We start from the raw sequence: 18,136 nt of genomic DNA on the forward strand, positions 1-18,136 counted from the left end.
GGGCAGGTCGGCCGAAACCCCACCGTATGGTCGGTATTGACGTTGCGGTGAGCAGATAATGATGTGACAACAGCCGACCGCCGGCATCGGGAATCGGTCACGTCAGACACCCTGCTCGAGCTCGGGTGCCATCATGCGCGTCCAGGTCTGCGACCACGGGTAGGTGGGGCGCACGCATTTCCAGACGGTGAGCTTGCGGTTGATCCCCGGGATCCCGAGGCGTTCGTCGAGTCGGGCCACGGGCTCGACGGAGGCGAAGTCGGCGCGTAATGCGGCCGCGGCGTTGTCCACGCCGACGTAGAGCACCGTCGACGCCCAATCCGGCGGTGTGTCGAAGTAGCCGAAGCCCCGGTTCGGACTGTAGATGGCCGGGAGACGATACTGTTTGCCGAACTGTTCCAGAGCGCTTGCCTGCCAATAATTCTGGGTAATGATGACGGTGTCGAGCTGTTCGATCGGAGTCAACGTCCGGTAGGCGTCATCGACCGTTTCGGTCAGCTGCGACCAGCCTTCGGTGCCGTGCAGGGACACCCGCTGGACGAGTTGGCTCGCAGTGTCGATCGGCGTGCGGAGCCAGGAACCCGGCAGCGGGAGCGCGGTCAGCGCGGCAACGACGGTCGTCACCGATATCGCGACGACCGGGATCCCGGTGATGCGCATCCACCGTTCGACGCCGACATGCGAAAGGCTCACTGCGCCTGCGGCGAACGCCACCGGAAACATCCCGCCCAGGTAATAGGGCCGCCCGTCACTGAGGGCGATCAGCCAGGCATACAGCAGCAACGCGAGCACCAGAAACCGATAGGGCGCCACACTGTGCACGCGGAAGGCGCCCCAGATTCCGAACGCCAGCAAGAGCGCACCGAGGAGCCCGGCCAGTCCGACCATCTGGACCACGCAGCCGATCCGTCCACCACCGGTGGCGTCCTGCTCGGCGCCGACCACGGCACCCATGGCCAGTTGCGGCCACCCGTGCGCCGATTGCCAGACCAGCCCCGGGATCGCCGCCGCGGCCAAAACAGCTGAGCCGCACCACAATGCGCGACGACGCAGCATCGCCCGCGGTCCCGACACCGCGACACCGATCCCGAGGCACACCCAGGCCACCGGAATCAGCCACTTCACCTGTATGTCGATGGCCGCGACTACCCCGGACACGAAGAGTAACCAGTCCTGGCGCGTCCGGACCCAGCGCACCAACAGCCAGGTGATCACAGCCAGGAAGGTCGCGTCGAAGGCGAAAGTGCTCAGCATCGCCGACTGATTGACCATGAACGGAGACGTGGCGTAGGCGGTCGCCGCGAGGGTTTGCGGAAGTCTGCCGCCGCCGAACTCGCGGGCGATCGCAGCACTCAGCACAATGCCTGCCACGCTCAGGACGACAACGGGAATACGCAGTGCCAGCAGTGATCCCGGTGCGATCAGCTGCGTCAGGTGGGCGATCATCGGCACCAGCGGGCCTTGATCGGCGCCGCCGAAGGCGAGTCGGCGTCCGGCCGCCAGGAAATACAATTCATCGCCGAAGAATTCGTAGCGCGTGAGCGTAACGGTCAGCGCTATCGCCGCTAGCACGGCTATCGCACCGACCTCGCGAACATGAAACCGTAGATCGGATACCGGAGTGACCCGCAGCCGACCTGGCCCTCTTACGACAGTGGTCAAGACTGATCCCTCTTATCCCCTGTGCCGCTGCCCGTGTCGGTGCGACGTCGAACTCCGTCGAATGTGGTCATGCCACGAAACTGCCGGTCCGATGTCCGGGCGCGGTGGTGAGAATGTCGCAGTCGTGTCGCAAAGCTCGTTGGCGCGGGTTCAGCCGCTGGGCACGGCGAGGCACCGCCGGGCTCCGACGGCATCGGGAGGACCTTCGGGAGGACCTGCTGCACGATCTCTCCAATAAATACCTTCGCCGGCAATGTCGCGGTAAACGACACTTCTTTTTGCGCGGTCTTTTTCTGCGCGGACCTCACCTGCTGAAATGCGCCGTCCCCTGATCAGGCGATGTGCGGGCGCACCGGGCCAGCTACTGTGGCGACATCATTCGTCCCAGACACCCAGGTGTGTTATTGGCGTTCGGCCGATAAGCTCGACACAAGGCCAGGGCCTGCTCCGGCGGCGCCCGACACAAGCGGTTCGACCGATGCGGAGTGAAAGCTCATGAGCGCGACCACGACTGCCCGCCAGTGCACACTGTGCGAGGCGCACTGCGGGATTCTGGTAACCGTCGAGGACGACCGAGTCACCCGGATCGAAGGCGACCCCGACGACGTGCTCTCGGCGGGCTACATCTGCCCGAAAGCGACCGCGATGGGTGGGCTGCATCATGATCCGGACCGGTTGCGGACCCCGGTGCGCCGGGTGGGTGAGGGGTTCGAGCCGATCGGGTGGGACGAGGCGTTTGCTGAGATCGGGCAGCGGCTGCGCGCGATCCGGCGCGCGTACGGGCCGAGCGCGATCGGCATGTATCTGGGTAATCCCGCCGCGCACAGTTCGTCGGTGATCTACGGGGGTCTGCTGCGTGCGGTGTTGTTGACCCGCAACTTCTATTCGGCGTCCTCGATCGACCAGTTCCCGCAGGAGTTCGTGGCGTGGCGGATGTTCGGGTCGAATGTGTTGATGCCGATCGTCGACATCGATCGCACCGATCGGCTGGTGATCCTCGGCGCGAATCCTGCGGTGTCGAACGGGTCGATCACGACGATGCCCAACGCCAAACAGCGGATTCGGGAGGTGCGCCGGCGCGGCGGGAAGGTCGTCGTCATCGACCCGCGCCGGACCGAGACCGCGCGACTGGCCGATCAGCATGTGCCGGTCAGTCCCGGCGGTGATGTGTATCTGTTGCTGGGGATGCTGCATGTGCTGGTCACCGAGAACCTGTGCGACGAACGCGCGATCGGCAAGCAGAGCACCGGCTGGGCGGAGCTGCGGGCCCTGGTCGCCGATGCCGACCCGGAACGGATGGCCGGTTATGCCGGTGTCGATGCCGACACCATCCGCCAACTCGCCCGCGAGCACGTCGCCGCACCCTCAGCGGTGCTGTATGCGCGGATCGGGGTGTGCCAGCAGGTGACCGGCACGCTCACCCATTGGCTGGTGAACACGATCAACGCGGTCACCGGCAATCTCGATCGGGTGGGCGGGCAGATGTTCGCGACGCCGCCGGTCGACGCGGCACGGTATGCGAAGTTTCTGCCGATGGGTTACGGCGCGTGGACCGATCGTTCCGGCGCGCACAAGTCGTTTCGCTCCGAACTGCCGGTGGCCGCGCTCGCCGAGGAGATTCTCACCGAAGGCGAGGGCCGGATCCGCGCGATGATCACCTATGCGGGCAACCCGGTGCTCTCGACACCGCAGCGCGGGCGCCTGGGTGCGGCGTTGGATTCGCTGGATTTCTTTGTCGCCGTTGACATGTACGTCACCGAGACGACCCGGCATGCCGACATCATCCTGCCGCCGATCTCGCCGTTGGAGCGTGAGGACGTCAACATTCTGTTCCCGCTGTTCAGGTGTCCGCAACAACCTGCGCTACGACGCCCGCGTCTTCGAGCCGCCCGCCGACGGGCTCGAGGACTGGCAGATCATGGCGCGGATGGTGACCGAGCTGGTGCCGTTGCCCGCCCGAAGGGTCACTGGGCGCGCGCTGAATGCGGTGCTCGGACAAGCCAGTCCGGTGCGGCTGGCCACGGTCGGGGTGGCGACCGGTCCGCACGGGGTGTTGCGGCGCGGGCGTAAAGGACTGTCGGTGGCCAAGGCACGCGCGTCGGCCGGTGGTATCGATCTCGGTCCGCTCGAACCTCGGTTGCGCAAGCTGATCGGCACCTGGAACCGGAAGGTGCGGTTGGCGCCGCCGGATTTCCTCGCCGCCGCCCGTGCCGTCCTCGACGAGGCTCGCGCCGGCCACGCGCTCACCACGCCCGTCGACGGTTACGACCTGAAGCTGATTGGCCGCCGTCACTTGCGCAGCAACAACTCCTGGCTGCACAACGTCCCCGCGATGGTGAAAGGCCGCGACCGCTGCACCGCGCTCATGCACCCCGCCGACGCGTCCGCGCGCGGGCTGGCCGACGGTGAACGTGTCGCGGTCACCTCCCCCACCGGCTCGATCGTGGTGCCCCTCGAGGTCAGCGACGAGATCCGCGCGGGCACCATCGCCGTCCCGCACGGCTGGGGTCACCGTGAACCGGGCGTCGGCTGGTCGGTCGCGGCCGCCCTGCCCGGCGCCAACGTCAACCTGCTGCACGACCCTTCCCTCACCGACACCTTCTCCGGCAACGCCGCGGTCAACAACACCTGGGTGACGGTCACCCGCGCACCTGCCGAAGCTGTTGTCCCAGTGGACGCGCCAACCATCGCGGTCATCGCACCGCGCTAGCGGGTCTCGTGCCCGAGTGGGAATCCGTGGCGGCGTTTCGCGAGTAGCGTCCGCCACCAGTTCCCACTCGAGCACGAAGCCGGCTCGGCGGCTCTCGCCCGGCGTCGGCATCACCGCACAGCGCGACGCTCAGGACGTCGTTGGATGCCGCGTTTGCCCGCGCCGGGAATGTGCTGGTCGCCTCGGTCACCGTCCGCGCCCCATTCGGGTTGGCCAGCGGGTGGCGAACAAGAGTGAATCCGTATCACTGCAGCGTCACGGGATTGGTCGGCGCCCAAGCGGGTACGTCTAACCCATGGAACACACTGAGTCGACCCGTCACAGCTTTCCCGGTACCGGTGTCGGGGCGATCGTCGCGACGGTAGCGGTGATCGTGGTGTGTACCGCGGTGGCGTTCGGTGTTGTCATATCGATCATGTGACCCCTGTAGAGTCGAATTCTGTTGCTCCCGTGGCTATTTCGTGGATAGGGCCGCTGTCGGTCCTGGATCGCCGAACCGAGTCGGAGGTTTCGTTCGCGATCGCGCGGGCATAACTGGCGTGGAGCCGAATTCCAGACACCGCACGCGAGCCCTGGTCGCGGGCGCCGCAGCGCGGTTCGCCCGGCGCCCGTGGTGAGAACGGAGCACATCGTGAAAGTTGCCATGGTGTCCGAGTGCGCCAGCCCGCTGGCCGAACTCGGCGCGACCGACACCGGCGGGCGCAGCGTCCACGTCGCCGGACTGGCGCAGGCTTACGCCCGGCGCGGGCACGAGGTCACCGTCTACACCCGCCGTGACCATCCGAGTCTGCCGCGGGAGGTGACCACCGACGCGGGCTACCGAGTCGTCCATGTGACCGCGGGACCACCAGAGCCGATCCCCAGCGACCGTGTGCTGCCCCACCTCGGTGATTTCGGCACCGTCCTGCAACGACAGTGGGGTCTGGACACTCCCGACATCGTGCACGCGCACTTCTGGATGTCGGGTCTGGCCGCGGAGCTGGCCGCACGCGCCAACGGCATACCGGTGGTGGTCACCTTCCACGCCCTGGGCACCGTGCGCCGTCGTCACCTCGGGTTGGCCGATGCCAGCCCCCGCAGCCGCATCCGTTTCGAACGGCTCATCGCCGGACGCGCCGCCCACATCGTGGCCACCTGCTCCGAGGAGGTGGTCGAGCTGGCCAGGATGGGTGTGCCGAGGTTCCGCGTCTCGATCGTGCCGTCGGGAATCGACCTGTCCGCGTTCACCCCCGAAGGCCCGGCCGCCGAACGCGGGCAGCGCCGCCGCATGCACCGGGTGTTGTCGGTGGGTCGGCTGGTGCCGCGCAAGGGTTTCGACGTCGCGATCAAAGCGCTCACCGAGCTGCCCGACACCGAGCTGGTGATCGCGGGCGGCCCGGTCGGTGACGATGTCGACGACGACAGCGAAGGCAGGCGGTTGCGCCGGCTCGCCATGGAATATGGTGTGCACGAACGACTTCGGATGATCGGCCCGGTGCGCCGCAGCGAGCTGCCGCGCTGGTACCGCTCGGCGGACGTCGTGTTGTGCACGCCGTGGTACGAGCCGTTCGGGATGGTGGCGCTCGAGGCGATGGCCTGCCGCAAACCGGTGGTGGCCACCGCGGTCGGCGGGCTGCTCGACACCGTCGTCGACGGGGTCACCGGCCGGCTGGTCGCACCACCGGATCCGGTCACCCTCGCCCGCGCGGTCCGCCCGCTGCTCGAGGACCGCACACTGCGCGAAACCTGGGGTGCGGCAGGCTATCAGCGTGCCGCGGGCCGCTACGCCTGGGACCAGGTCGCCTTGGAAACCTTGACCGCCTACCACCGCGCCGCCCCCGCCCACGCAGGAGAGATCGTCTCCTCCGCGCGCTGACGGGTTGACCGCCTCCAATAACCGCAAGTACCTCGACGACGGACGCGAGGACCGCCCCGCATGGTGTGCCGGACGCCGCGGTGCGTCGCCCGGCGAAACCATTTGCCGAACACCGCAGTCCGCAGTGCTGAACACCGCCGCTCGCAGACAGACGCACACTCGGGAACGAAGATGCCTCGAACGGTGAGTGCCCGGTGCGATCACTGGCGCACTGCCGTGCCGGGTCAGGCGTCCTCGGGCGGACTGCCGCGTCGCCAGTGCCACGGCACGACCAACCACGCCAGCACGAACAGCGCCGCGGTGACCACGCCTGCCGTCACCCCCGCCACCGTCCCGGCGACCATGTCGAACACCATCGCCATCGCACCGATCAACGCCACCCCGAGCAACACGATCCCGGCGATCGCGCACCGGTGCGCCGCGGCGACCACCTCACCCAGCCGGTGGCGCCGGAACAGGATCCGATGCCAGGCCACCGGCGCGACCAGGAACACCGTCGCTGCGATGGCCGCGCCCAACGTGATCAGATACAACAGCGGCAAGTGATCCTGTAGATGCTGGTCGAAGGTCTGCTGGAACGGCACGATCAGCAGCGCCGAAATGAGGAACTGGACGCCGGTTTGCACGACCCGCAATTCCTGCACCAGGCTGGTCCAATTGCGGTCGAGGCGTTCGATGTCGGTCTCGCGGCGCAGGGTGTCGCGCTCGCCGCCGGCAGCAGTCTCGGGCCCGAGCCGATCCTCGCTCATCACCGGTCGTTCCCTTCTGATCATGCATGGAGCCGCCCAGGTCGCATGCGTCGACCTCGGTACGGATCGCATACCCGGGCTCCCCGTGGTCAACCAGCCCGCGATTGACCTGGGGCGGGCGGGGTATACGAGGCAACGCCCCCGTTGCGGGGGCGGACCAGAAAGGATCCAGCATGCTTCCCGGACCGAACGAATCGACCACGGGACACAGCGGTGCCGAGCACCACAGCCCGCCCGAGGACAATTTCCCCGACTACACCCGCACCACCCGCACCCACGTCGGGGAATCCATCGAAGACACCCGCAACTGGCCCGGCATCGTCCTGGTCGCGCTCGGTCTGGTCGGCCTTGGCCTGACCCTGACCGCAGCGGGCTACGGGTTCGCGGGCTGGGCCGTGATCGGCGCCGTGGCGACCGTGCTGCTGCTCGTGGTCGGTGTGCTGCTCGTGGTCTTCGAACACCGCAGGCTCAAGGCCCGCGAAGGGATGCGCCTGCACGATCAAGCAGGTCACTGATTGGCCGGGCCTGGCACGGGTATTGCGCCCATAGCCTGGCCCATCGAATTCTGAGGACGCTCACCATGACTCGACATCGCCACCGGCCCGCGGTGCGCGCCTTACTGCTCGCCGGTGCGTGCGCCGGAGTGCTGGCCGCGTGCGCGAACACCGCCACCGAGGATCCGGTGCCCGCCACCCCCACCGACCGCACTATCTCACTACCCATGCCCTCGACGAAAGCCCAAGTTCCCGACCCCGACCAGGTCAGTCCTGCGGCCGGAAAACAGTTGTGCGACATGATGAACACCGACCTGGGCAAGTGGCGCGTCGAGGGCGCGATCGCGGCGCGGGTGGCTTTCAACGGCACCGTGCACAACTGGGCCGCTCGCAACGGCGGCTTGAACGACACCGTACTGACCAACCGCGCGATCATCGACACCATCACCGAGCAGCACTGCGCCGACGTGCGCCGTCAGGCTCTCGAGGTGCTCGACGCGGACAATCTCGCCTCGACATTGCTGGGTGGTTGATCATGAACAAGACCGGATCGATAGTCCTCACCGCGCTGGCCGCGACGTTGCTGCTCGGCGGCTGCGGGGACGACGCGAAGAAGCTCGTCAACAAGGGCGGTGACACCCCGTGCACCGAATTCCTCGCCCAGGACGCCGACAAGCAGCGCATCACCGTCACCAAATTCCTGGAACAGGAACAACGCGGCAACAACAGCTCGGCCACCGACGCGACCAGGGTGGACGCCGCGATCGCCTCGATCAAGTTGATGTGCACCGCCCAGGCCAACCCGTCGACCCCGATCAGCAAGGCCGACCTGACCGGGATCCTGGTCCCGAAATAGCCCCGACATCGCGGTCGGAGAACGAGGAAAGACAATGAGCACGCGGCATCATCGAAACGTGGTGGAACTGCTTGTGCTGCAACACACTCGGATGCGTGAGCTGCTCGACGAGATGCTGGCCAGCGCAGGCGCCGAACGCAGGGAGTCGTTCGAGGAGTTCGTGCGCTGGCTGGCCGTGCACGAGGCCACCGAGGCCGAGCTGATGCGGTATCCGGTCGGGTCGCCGTGAACGTCAGTGTGCGGCCAGCAGTTTCACCACCGTGTCCACCGGCATGCCCGGTGCGCGGTGACCGTCGCGCCCGATCATGGTCTGCCCGGCGAACAAGGCGTTGACCACGGCCTCCTCCACCACCTGCACCACCGCCTCGTAGAACGGGTTGAGCTGGCCCCACGGAATGAACCGCAGCTGCTCGTATCGATGGTCGCCGTCGGGAAAGGCGCTGGTGAGCGCACCCGCGTTGGCCGTGGAGAAGCCGAGGAAGATATCGCCGGAGAAATGCGAGCCGGTGGTTCCGGTGCGGGCCAGCCCCAGCGACACCCGCCGCGTCATCGCGGTCAGCTGCCCCGGCAGCAGCGGCGCGTCGGTGCCGAGCACCACGATCACCGACCCCGAGCCCGAGGGCGCCACCCACTCGCGCATCGGGTCGTCGTCGGCGAGCTGGCTGCCCAGCGGCACACCACGGATCACCAGTTCGCGGCGCGCACCGAAGTTGGCCTGCACGAACGCGCCGACGGTGTAGGTGTCCGGGCCGTAATCGACACGGCGCGAAGAGGTGCCGTTACCCGCCTTGTAGGCATAGCAGTTCATGCCGGTGCCGCCGCCGACACTGCCTTCGGCGACCGGCCCGCCCGCCGCGGACTCGATCGCGGCCACCGCATCGGCCGCGGTGACATGCGCGCCGCGAATATCGTTGAGATAGCCGTCCCAGGTCTCGGCGACCACCGGCAGCGACCAATCCTCTGGCAGCTCGGGAAACGCCCCGACCAGCCAGTCGATGATGCCGCGATGACAGGTACCCACCGCATGGGTGTTGGTGATCAGCACCGGCAACGTCAGCGACCCGGTCTCGGTGAGCCAGGTGGTGCCGGTCATCTCGCCGTTGCCGTTGAGCGAGAACCAGCCCGCCGCACACGGAGTGAACACCCCGGCCTTGCCGCGCGGCAGAATCGCGGTGACACCGGTGCGCACGTCCTCACCGCGGATCAACGTCGTGTAGCCGACCTCGACGCCGGGCACATCGGTGATCGCGTTCAATTCTCCTGGCACCCCGGGGAATTCCAGGCCGTGCTCGCGCGCGCGTAGGTTCATGGCCCGAGCCTAGGCAACCGGCCTCGGCGCCGCCCGCCATTTTCGGGGCGGGCCGTGTTTGCCGTGGCACACACCGGTTATGTCCGGTCTATGACCTCACTGTGGTTGACCGACGCCCAGGTCCCGGCGCGGCTGCGGCTCACGCCCGGTTCGCGCTTCGACACTGTCGTGATCGGGGCCGGCCTCACCGGTCTGGTGACCGCGCTGCTGCTGGCCGAGAACGGTGTGCAGGTGGCGGTGGTCGAAGGCCGCAGGGTCGGGGCGGGCACCACCGGCGCCACCACCGGAAAGATCAGTCTGCTCCAGGGAATTCGGGCCCAGCAGATCCGCGCCCGGCACTCCCTGGCCACTCTCGGCGCCTACGTCGACGCCAATCGTGCAGGCCAGCAATGGTTGCTGCGGTTCTGCGCCGAACAGGGCGTGGCGGTCCAGCACGCGGCCGCTTACACCTACGCGCAGTCCGAAGCCGAAATCGCCGCGGTGCGTGCCGAATACGACGCGACCCGGCAAGCCGGGCTGCCCACCGAACTCGTCACCGAGTTCGACGCACCGTTCCCGGCCCACCATGCGGTGCGCCTGGCCGATCAGGCGCAACTCGATCCGATGGCGCTGCTGGCCGCGCTCGCCGCGCGCGTCGAATCGCATGCGGCGCCGATCTACGAATCCACCCGGGTGCGCGGGGTGCGCCGTGGCCGCGGCGGTGATCTGGTCATCGACACCGAACACGGTGAGCTCGGCGCGGGCACGGTCGTGCTGGCCACCGGCACCCCGATCCTGGATCGTGGCGGGTTCTTCGCCCGGCTCGAGGCCCAACGCTCCTATCTGGCCGCCTTCCGTGTCGGCGCACCGGTGCCACGCGACATGTACCTCAGCGCAGGCGCCCCCACCAGGTCGCTGCGTTACGCGCCGACCCCAGACGGGGACGTGCTGCTCGTCGGGGGCAACGGCCACGGCGTCGGACGTGCCCGTGCACCGCGCGCCAAAGCGGCCGACTTGATCGCCTGGACCCGCACCTGGTTCCCCACCGCGGAGCTTCTGCACGAATGGTCGGCGCAGGACTACACCCCGATCGCCGAGCTGCCTTATGTCGGCCCGCTGCTGCCCGGCCAGGACAACATCCTGCTCGCCACCGGGTACGCGAAATGGGGACTCACCAACGGTGTCGCCGCCGCCCTCGCCCTGGCCGGCCGCCGCACCGGCAAACCACCGCGCTGGAGCGATGCGATGGCCAGCTGGCGTCCCGGCGAACTCAAGGCGCTGGCCGCTGCGGCCATGGCCAATACCGCTGTCGCCCAACACCTCACCGGCGGATGGCTGCGCGCGGCCGCGCACGGCGGCGAGCACATTCCCGCCGAAGGCTGCGGCGTTGTCGAACGCCACGGGCTGCGCCCCACCGCCACCTGCACCGTCGACGGCATCACCACCCGGGTCTCGGCGATCTGCCCGCACCTCTACGGCATCCTCACCTGGAACGACGCCGAACGGTCTTGGGACTGCCCGTTGCACGGCTCCCGCTTCGCCGCCGACGGCACCCTGCTCGAAGGACCGGCCACTCACGACCTCACCCCGCTGCCGGCGCCGCCCGCCGCCCCCTGAGGACGCCGAGGCCCGCCGCCGACGGTGCTCGTTCGTTGGAAGGTGCCTGCGCCGAAACAGAGCCACCCACCAACCACTGGCCTCCCAACCGGTCGCAACGAGTGCATGCTCTGACGCCGCGGCGGGGCAGAGCACGGGACTGGGGCCCAGGTAGCCCGGAAGTCGCCCTGGCGTCCGGGGATTCGGGTCACGCGTAGCAACATCTTGCCTAACCGCAGCGGTATCAAGACCGAATCCGGCGCTGGTCGTTAGCGTGAGTGCAGATCACTTGCGCTGGAGGAACAATGACCGATGGACTGCTGCTGCCGCAGGGGGCGGGACGCCGACTGCAAACCATGACGTTGAAAGCCGGCGCGGAACGCTCGGCGATCTGGTCGACCTTCGAAGCCGACGTACCACCGGGTTTCGATGTCGGCGCGCACTGGCACGGCCACGCCGAGGAAGTGTTCTTCGTGCTCGACGGCGAACTGGACCTGCTCGCCTTCCACCCCAAATCCGCGCCCACCGGCGACTGGCGTGGCTGGGAGGCCGACGACGGCACCGCCGTATTCCGGGGCGGGCCAGGCAGTTTCATGCATGTTCCGGCCGGATGCCCGCACGCGTTCTTCAACCCGGGCACCGAGACCGCGAAGATGCTGTTCCTGGTCTCCCCGTCGGGGCACGAGGTGTATCTGCAGGAGCTGACCGATCTGCTGCGCTCCGGCGGCGCACCCGACCCGGCCGAGATCGCCGCACTGCGCGAACGCCACGACATCCACCAGCTGACGCCACTGACCAATCACCCAGTGCCACACCAGCACTGACGTCGAGGGGTGTTCGCGCGCAGTCAGTCCCGCACTGGCTGCGCGCGAGCAAGTATCTGTGTCACCGTCTCCTCGACCGTGAGATCCGAAGAGTCCAGCCACAATCCCAGTGGCGGTGTCTCGGTACGCAGCACGGTGTCGAGATCCTCGACGGTGAACGCCCCGTACGCGGTTTTCGCGCGCCCGGACTCGCGGGCGGCCACCGCAGCCGGTCGCGGCGCGAGCACCACCACATACAGCGGGCGAGTGCGCAGCTGGGCGATGGTGTAGGGCAACAACTCTCCGAGCACCGTGTCCTGCACGATCGCGGTGAACCCGGCCGCGGCGTAGCCGTCGGCGGTCTGGGCGGCCAGCCGATGCCGCAACCGCAGCTGATCCAGCGCCTCCGGCGAGGGATCCGGGCTCATCTCCGCCCGGCCGCCGACAACGAAACGCCGGAAACTGTCACCGCGCACATGCGCCGAACGCGGCAACCGTTCGGCCAGCGCCTGGGCGACCGTCGACTTTCCGGCCGCCTGAATACCGGTGAGCAGATAGACCGAAGCAACCATGATGATCATGGTCGCAGCCCAGGCAACCGGTTTTCAGCGGGCGCAGAAGCTCAGATAGCTCGGCACGCGCGGATCGAGCACGATCGTCTGCCCGCCCATCCCGCGCCGCCGCCACGGCGGAACCAGGTGGCGTGGAAAACTGCCGCGGCTCACCGCGACCCGCAGCCGATGCCCGGCCCGCAGCAGCGCCTCGGTCGGATTGATCTCGATGTCGATCGTGAACGGCTCTCCCGGGACCACCGCCAGCGCGGACTCCGCGGTGAGCGGGTGCAGCGGGAACACCAGTTCGTCCTCGACATAGTCACTGGCGGCCAGGTCGGTGGCACGCAAACTCGACAGCAGCGCCCCGCGAGTGATCGGCACCGAGGCCCCGTCGGGTTCGACATCGCAGACGGTGACCGACCAGAACGCATCGGCGCCGTCGGCCTCGGCACACAGATGCAGGTTCATCGGACCGGACACGACGAGATCCTCGGGCAACGGTGCGCTGGTGAAGGTGACCGCGCCCGCCTCGGCATGCCGGTCATCGGTGCCGAAACGCCTGCCGAACAGCAACGTCACCCCCATGCTGAGGATGCCGGTGTTGTTGGACGCCATCCGGATTCGCCGTGTCGGCACCGGTAGTCGGGCCTCGATCTCGCTCGGCAGGCCCGTCAACGCGGCGTCGGTGCCCGCATGCGGTGCGGTGGCGGTGTTCTCGCTGTCCAGATAGAGCCTGCGCACGGTGGCGGCCGGATCCGGGAACTCGCGGTGCTGGTGCCAGCCGCCCTCGCCCTGTCGGCGCACCGTGATCGGCCCGAAACCGTCGATGCCGTTGTCGATGCCCTTGACCCACCGGTCGAACCACGCGCACTGCAACTCATCCAGAGCCTGCGGGCTGTCCGGTGCACCGAACCCCGACCCGGCACTCAGATGATAGGAGTCGTCGACCAGCACCTGTTTGGCGCCGCCCAGCAACGGAATCCGGTCGTACATGCGGAAATTGGAGCGGTTGTAGACATCGTGCCAGCCACCGTGCAGCCAGGTCGGTGCCGTGATGTCTTCGAAACGGGCCAGTTTCGCCGCCCACATCGGGTTCAGATAGCTGTCGGGATGCTCGGCGACCAACCCGATCTCGATCGCGCGGCGCACCCAGCTGGCCGGATCGGCCAGCCGATCACGCAGGAACGCACCCAGCAGCCCCGCGCGGATCAGACCAGGCCACGACGGCAGCCACTTGAACCCGTTGACCGCCAGGATCCACAGCAGCATCCCCGGCGTCGGCACCCCACCGGTCAAGCCGAGCTCGCGCATCGGGTTCTCCCCGGCCTCGATCGCGAACACCGCACGCAACCCCGGCGGGCGCAGCCCCGCGGCGATCAACGCCGCGATCGCACCATAGGAGACGCCGGTGACCGCGACATCACCGTTGCACCACGGTTGGCGACGCACCCACTCGATCACCTCCAGGTAGTCCTGTTGCTCGCGCGGTGCGAAGAAATCCCAACCGCCGGTGGAGGTTCCGGTGCCGCGCACATCGATCATCAACCCGACATAGCCGCGGCGCACCGCGGTCCGGTTGATCGTGAACGGCTCGAGGATCCCACCCGCGGGCGTGCCGAGCAGGTCGCGGGCGGTGAACCGCCGCCGATCCGAGGGCCTGATCCGCCCCGCCCAGTCCCGCAGCAGGCTGTGCCAGCGCATGCCGTGGCGGTTGAGCATCTTGTTGTAGGGGGTGAAGTTCAAGATCGCGGGCAGCGGCTCGCGCGCCGGTCCCGCCTTGTCGCCGGGGCGCAGGATATCGGCGGTCAACACCACACCGTCCGACATCGGGATCGGGACGGTGGTGGCGGCGAACAACGTCGGATATCGCGCGGGACCGATATCGAATCGGTGCTGCGGCGGCACCGTCGCCGCGGTGGGTAGCTGCGGCTGGGCCATGGCAGGGTCCTCTCGGCGGCTGCACACGCTGGTCGTGGCCTCTCGACGATAGGCGTCGACGAACACCGCTGTCCATGAAATGGCCGATGCTGTCCCAGACGCAGAAAGCCGGTGTCGCTCAGGCGGGTTCGACGCCACCGGGCTCGGTCGAGAGCACGATCGTGGTCCAGCCGCCGAGATGGATGCGATCCCCGCTGCGCAGCGGCACCGCCACCTTCGCCGGAATCAGTTCGTCGCTGCCGTTGACACTGGTGCCGTTGGTGGACCCCAGATCGGTGACCGTCAACCCGTTCTCATCCAGATGCAGCATGGCGTGCGTGCGCGAGACACCGACATCGGCCGGTGCGATCCCCAGATCGATATCAGGACGCACCCCTTGGGAGACGCTGCGCTTGCCGATCAGGATCTCACTGCGCGACAACACAATTCGACGCTCTGGATAGAAGTCGGGGAACCCGACCTGATCGGCGTCGGGACCCTTGCGCGCGATCACCCGGTCGTAGAACGCGCGGTCGGCGGTAATGGTGGCCACCCACGCGACCGTCGCCGCGACATTGACCACCGTGGCGGCCGGTTGAACCGTGGCAGCGGATTCCACTGCGGTAGCCGGTTGCACTGTTGCAGCCGGGTCCGCTACGGAAGCAGGATCCACAGTGGCGCCGGGTTGCGCCGCGGCAGCGTGTTCCGCGGTGGCAGCGGGCCGCGACACGGGCGCGGGCAGCGCCGAATCATGCCCGCACACTTCACAAAACCGCCCACCGCTGGGCGCACCACACGAGGGGCACCGCGACACCGGCGCCGCGACCGGCGCCATCGGCGCCCCGCACACATCGCAGTAGTCCAGCGCACTCGACGAATGCCCCTCCGGACAGGTGCCCATCAGCCCTCCTTCCTGACCCTCGCGGTCTTGGTCGAGCGCGCATCCAGGGCCATCTCGTCGGCGGCTTCGACACTGGCCCGCAACCGGACCGTCCCGCTGCCCTCATCGACCTCCACCACCCCACGCAACAGCTTGGCGGTGCTCTCGTTGCCCGACTCCGCCGCCAACTCGACCGCCCGACGCAATTTGGCTGTCGCGGTGTCGGCGTCACCGCTCTTGCGCGCGGCCAACCCCTCCTGCACCGCCTGCGCCAACTCGGCCTGCCCCGTGTAATGGGCGACCCGCCTGCTGATCCGGGCCGACAACTCGGTGTCGGTGGTCCACACCGCCTTCACCAGGCCCTGCCCGAGCACCTGATCCCCGCTGACCACACTGACCCGCGCGGCCAGCTTCTCCCGCCCCGGCGCGGCCGGTTCCACCTGCACCTGCACGTGATAGTCGCGGTCTTCGGCACCCCAGGCGCCCAACGGATATTCACCCACCTGCGCGGCCGTGTCGACCCGGCGCGCGGTCAAATCCTCGATGGCAGGGGCGACCTGCTTGACGAAACGCACCGTCGCCCCCGCGGGCGTCCACACCCGCAGCGTCAGCTCCGGGATCGCCTTGGCCATCGACCCCTGCATCATCGCGGCGAAGTCCGCGGCCAGCTTGGCCGGATCGGCGACGATGTCGACGCTGCCGTGCAATGCCGAGGCGATCGACCGCAACTCATCGACCCGGAAATCGGTGCCGACGCCACGACAGTCACAGGTGAACATGCCCTGGGACTGCGCGATCTCCGCGGCCAGCGCCGCGGGCTCCTCGTGCTCGTTCTTGCCGTCGGTGAGCAGAATCGCGTGCACCATCGCGCCGGGATGCTTCTTGGCCAGCTGCCTGGCCAGCCCGAGCCAGCTGCCCATCGCGGTGCCGCCGCCGGGCTTGAGCTTGTCGAGCGCGCGCCGCGCCGCGGCACGGGACTCGTAGTTGGCAGGCAGCGACGGCACGTCGTTCGGGAAGGCCAGCCGTGCCATCGCGGTGCCCTCGATGATCGCGAACTGGGTGCCCTCGGCCATCACCTCCAATGCCGCGAGCGCGGCCTCACGGGCGCCCGGGAACTTGCGCCCGGTGGCCATCGAGCCCGAGCAGTCCAGGATCAGCAACTCGAGACGTTGCTGCGCAGGCGCGGCGACCACCAGATCGGCCGCGGTCTCCACCGTCACCACCGCATCGACGACGCCGACCCCGTCGGCCAGATACTCGTTCTGATCGACAGCGACCGAAATACCATTGCCTGCCACGGAACTCACGGGGTTACTCCTGGATCTACGGTCCACGGGACGGGGACGATCGCGACGGTGATGTTGTCGCTGCCGCCGCAGCGCAGCGCGAACTCGACCAGTTCGCGGGCCGCGACGGCCGGCGGGTGCGCGGTCGCCACCTCGGCGAGGGCGATCGCGTCGGACAGGTAATTCCACAGCCCGTCGCTGCACACCAGCAGCACCCCGGGCCCGGTGGTGCGGATGGTCCGCACACAGCTGTCCGACCACGGCTTGACCGGGCCGTCGGCGCCGAGCCAGCGGATCAGGGTGTGCGCGCGGGGATCGTTCATCGCGGCCTGCTCGTCCATCGCACCCGCGTCGACGAGCGCCTGAGCCCACGAGTCGTCCACGGTCAACCGCTGCGACGGCGGGTTGTCCGGGTGCACGGGCGCATCGGCATGCAACCAATATGCCCTGCTGTCACCGACATTGGCGACGGTGATCTCGGTGCCGGTCGCCTCGGGGCGCACAATCGCCGACACATACGTGCACGAGGGTGCGTGGCCGTCGGTGACCGCGCTCTCGCGCACCGCGGTGGCCGCCGCCACCAGCCCGGCCATCGCCGCCTCGCTGGCAGGCTGCCCGTCGAGCAGCGCGACCCGGGTGGCTTCGACACCGGCTCTGGCCGCCGCACCCGAGGCCACCTGCGGATCCTCCGAGGAGGACACCCCGTCGGCGACCGCGAGCACCGCCGCGGCAGGCCCACCGTCGGGGCCGTCGAGGACCGCGGCGGCGACCGCGTCCTCGTTGCGGGCGTGCGCGATACCCCGGTCGGTGATCACCGCGACCGCGCCGAGGTCGGCGGCGAAACGATCCGGCGGCCTGCGCAACTGCCCGCATCCGGCGCAGTAGCCGTCACCGTCGTAGTCCAGTCCGCCGCATCCCTCGCACGCGGTCGCCGGACCCGGCTCGTGATGGGGCAACGCCACCTGCCTGCCGCCCAGTTCCTGACCGCAGTTCTCGCAGAACCGATCCTGCGCGTGCACCTCGGCCGCGCAGCTCGGACATTGCGAAACAGGTACGGCCGCTGGGGATTTCACCACCGACTCCACCGTGTCGTCGTTGTCGCTCACCACGCCCCCTCACCGATCACCGGTGCCACCCGGGCCCTCGGCGCACTCTCGGGCGCCGCCGTGTCGAGCACGGACCGTAGCGCACCCCACCGCGGTATCCGTGCACGCATTGCTGTCGTGCCCGTGGCTGTCTTGCCGTGTCTGTTCACCACAACCCCTCACCTGTGCCCACTATCACCTGGCCGATCGACGCGATATCGCCGTGCCCGCACCGCCGCACCGGTCTGCTGCCCGCTGCTGGGCCTGTCACTACTTCGGCGGCAAGCAGATGCGGTAGACGGTCCACGAACGGTGTGCGAGTGGCTGTTTCGCCGTCTTCACCCATCACGACCCCCGCACCGAGAGCTGCCCCGCCGCGTCGGCAGGTCCCCGAGATCGCG

The 18,136-nt window shown here is 68.4% G+C and carries 15 protein-coding genes and 1 pseudogene; 8 read left to right on the forward strand and 8 right to left on the reverse strand.

The genetic code is table 11. The annotated features are described in order from the left end of the window. Positions 1–102: 102 nt before the first annotated feature. Positions 103–1,572: an ArnT family glycosyltransferase gene (locus ACGFNJ_RS18580; RefSeq protein ID WP_393449083.1), complete on the reverse strand. Its 1,470-nt coding sequence runs from the start codon at positions 1,570–1,572 to the stop codon at positions 103–105. 585 nt (positions 1,573–2,157) lie between these two features. Here ACGFNJ_RS18580 and ACGFNJ_RS18585 point away from each other — a divergent pair. Together ACGFNJ_RS18585 and ACGFNJ_RS18590 are read left to right on the forward strand one after the other, a co-directional pair. Continuing rightward, positions 2,158–4,372 (forward strand): annotated as a pseudogene (locus tag ACGFNJ_RS18585) (molybdopterin oxidoreductase family protein). A gap of 631 nt (positions 4,373–5,003) precedes the next feature. Next, complete coding sequence (locus ACGFNJ_RS18590; RefSeq protein ID WP_393449086.1) at positions 5,004–6,227, forward strand: glycosyltransferase; 1,224 nt, start codon at positions 5,004–5,006, stop codon at positions 6,225–6,227. A 224-nt stretch (positions 6,228–6,451) separates the two neighbouring features. Here the strand turns inward: ACGFNJ_RS18590 and ACGFNJ_RS18595 are convergent, their stop codons facing one another. Further along, positions 6,452–6,976 carry a DUF6328 family protein gene (locus tag ACGFNJ_RS18595; protein ID WP_393449089.1) on the reverse strand — a complete coding sequence of 175 codons (525 nt, stop codon included), beginning with the start codon at positions 6,974–6,976 and terminating at the stop codon, positions 6,452–6,454. A gap of 173 nt (positions 6,977–7,149) precedes the next feature. Between ACGFNJ_RS18595 and ACGFNJ_RS18600 the strand changes: the two genes are divergently transcribed. The 4 genes from ACGFNJ_RS18600 to ACGFNJ_RS18615 all read left to right on the forward strand — a co-directional run bounded on the left by ACGFNJ_RS18600 (position 7,150) and on the right by ACGFNJ_RS18615 (position 8,555). Further along, entirely contained in the window at positions 7,150–7,491 is a 342-nt protein-coding gene (locus tag ACGFNJ_RS18600; protein ID WP_393449092.1) for a hypothetical protein, read from the forward strand. Positions 7,492–7,556: 65 nt separating this feature from the next. Then, positions 7,557–8,003 (forward strand): hypothetical protein, encoded by a 447-nt coding sequence (locus ACGFNJ_RS18605; protein WP_393449095.1) that lies wholly within the window; start codon positions 7,557–7,559, stop codon positions 8,001–8,003. Between the two features lie 2 nt (positions 8,004–8,005). Beyond that, entirely contained in the window at positions 8,006–8,326 is a 321-nt protein-coding gene (locus tag ACGFNJ_RS18610) for a hypothetical protein (protein ID WP_393449098.1), read from the forward strand. A 34-nt stretch (positions 8,327–8,360) separates the two neighbouring features. Then, a complete protein-coding gene (locus tag ACGFNJ_RS18615) occupies positions 8,361–8,555 on the forward strand; it encodes a hemerythrin domain-containing protein (RefSeq protein WP_393449101.1) in 195 nt (64 codons plus the stop codon). Positions 8,556–8,558: 3 nt separating this feature from the next. Here ACGFNJ_RS18615 and ACGFNJ_RS18620 read toward each other — a convergent pair whose 3' ends face one another. Next, on the reverse strand, positions 8,559–9,635 hold the full coding sequence (locus ACGFNJ_RS18620; RefSeq protein WP_393449104.1) for a P1 family peptidase: 1,077 nt from the start codon (positions 9,633–9,635) through the stop codon (positions 8,559–8,561). Between the two features lie 90 nt (positions 9,636–9,725). Here ACGFNJ_RS18620 and ACGFNJ_RS18625 point away from each other — a divergent pair, with 90 nt between their 5' ends. Both ACGFNJ_RS18625 and ACGFNJ_RS18630 read left to right on the forward strand, forming a co-directional pair. After that, complete coding sequence (locus tag ACGFNJ_RS18625) at positions 9,726–11,231, forward strand: FAD-dependent oxidoreductase (RefSeq protein WP_393449107.1); 1,506 nt, start codon at positions 9,726–9,728, stop codon at positions 11,229–11,231. A gap of 284 nt (positions 11,232–11,515) precedes the next feature. Continuing rightward, positions 11,516–12,034, forward strand: a complete 519-nt coding sequence (locus ACGFNJ_RS18630) for a cupin domain-containing protein (protein ID WP_393449110.1) — start codon at positions 11,516–11,518, stop codon at positions 12,032–12,034. Between the two features lie 23 nt (positions 12,035–12,057). On the opposite strand, the gene ACGFNJ_RS18635 is transcribed toward ACGFNJ_RS18630, so the two are convergent. The 5 genes from ACGFNJ_RS18635 to ACGFNJ_RS18655 form a co-directional block, all read right to left on the reverse strand. Next, entirely contained in the window at positions 12,058–12,585 is a 528-nt protein-coding gene (locus ACGFNJ_RS18635; protein ID WP_393449113.1) for an AAA family ATPase, read from the reverse strand. Between the two features lie 33 nt (positions 12,586–12,618). Further along, complete coding sequence (locus tag ACGFNJ_RS18640) at positions 12,619–14,505, reverse strand: CocE/NonD family hydrolase (RefSeq protein ID WP_393449116.1); 1,887 nt, start codon at positions 14,503–14,505, stop codon at positions 12,619–12,621. Positions 14,506–14,623: 118 nt separating this feature from the next. After that, positions 14,624–15,385, reverse strand: a complete 762-nt coding sequence (locus ACGFNJ_RS18645; protein WP_393449119.1) for an FHA domain-containing protein — start codon at positions 15,383–15,385, stop codon at positions 14,624–14,626. Further along, a complete protein-coding gene (locus ACGFNJ_RS18650) occupies positions 15,385–16,671 on the reverse strand; it encodes a VWA domain-containing protein (protein WP_393449122.1) in 1,287 nt (428 codons plus the stop codon). The genes ACGFNJ_RS18645 and ACGFNJ_RS18650 overlap by 1 nt, the downstream gene beginning before the upstream one ends. Then, a complete protein-coding gene (locus tag ACGFNJ_RS18655; RefSeq protein WP_393449125.1) occupies positions 16,668–17,756 on the reverse strand; it encodes a protein phosphatase 2C domain-containing protein in 1,089 nt (362 codons plus the stop codon). The genes ACGFNJ_RS18650 and ACGFNJ_RS18655 overlap by 4 nt, the downstream gene beginning before the upstream one ends. Positions 17,757–18,136 lie beyond the last annotated feature (380 nt).

This window comes from Nocardia sp. NPDC049149 (genome assembly GCF_043197455.1).
In the GTDB taxonomy this organism is placed as follows: domain Bacteria; phylum Actinomycetota; class Actinomycetes; order Mycobacteriales; family Mycobacteriaceae; genus Nocardia.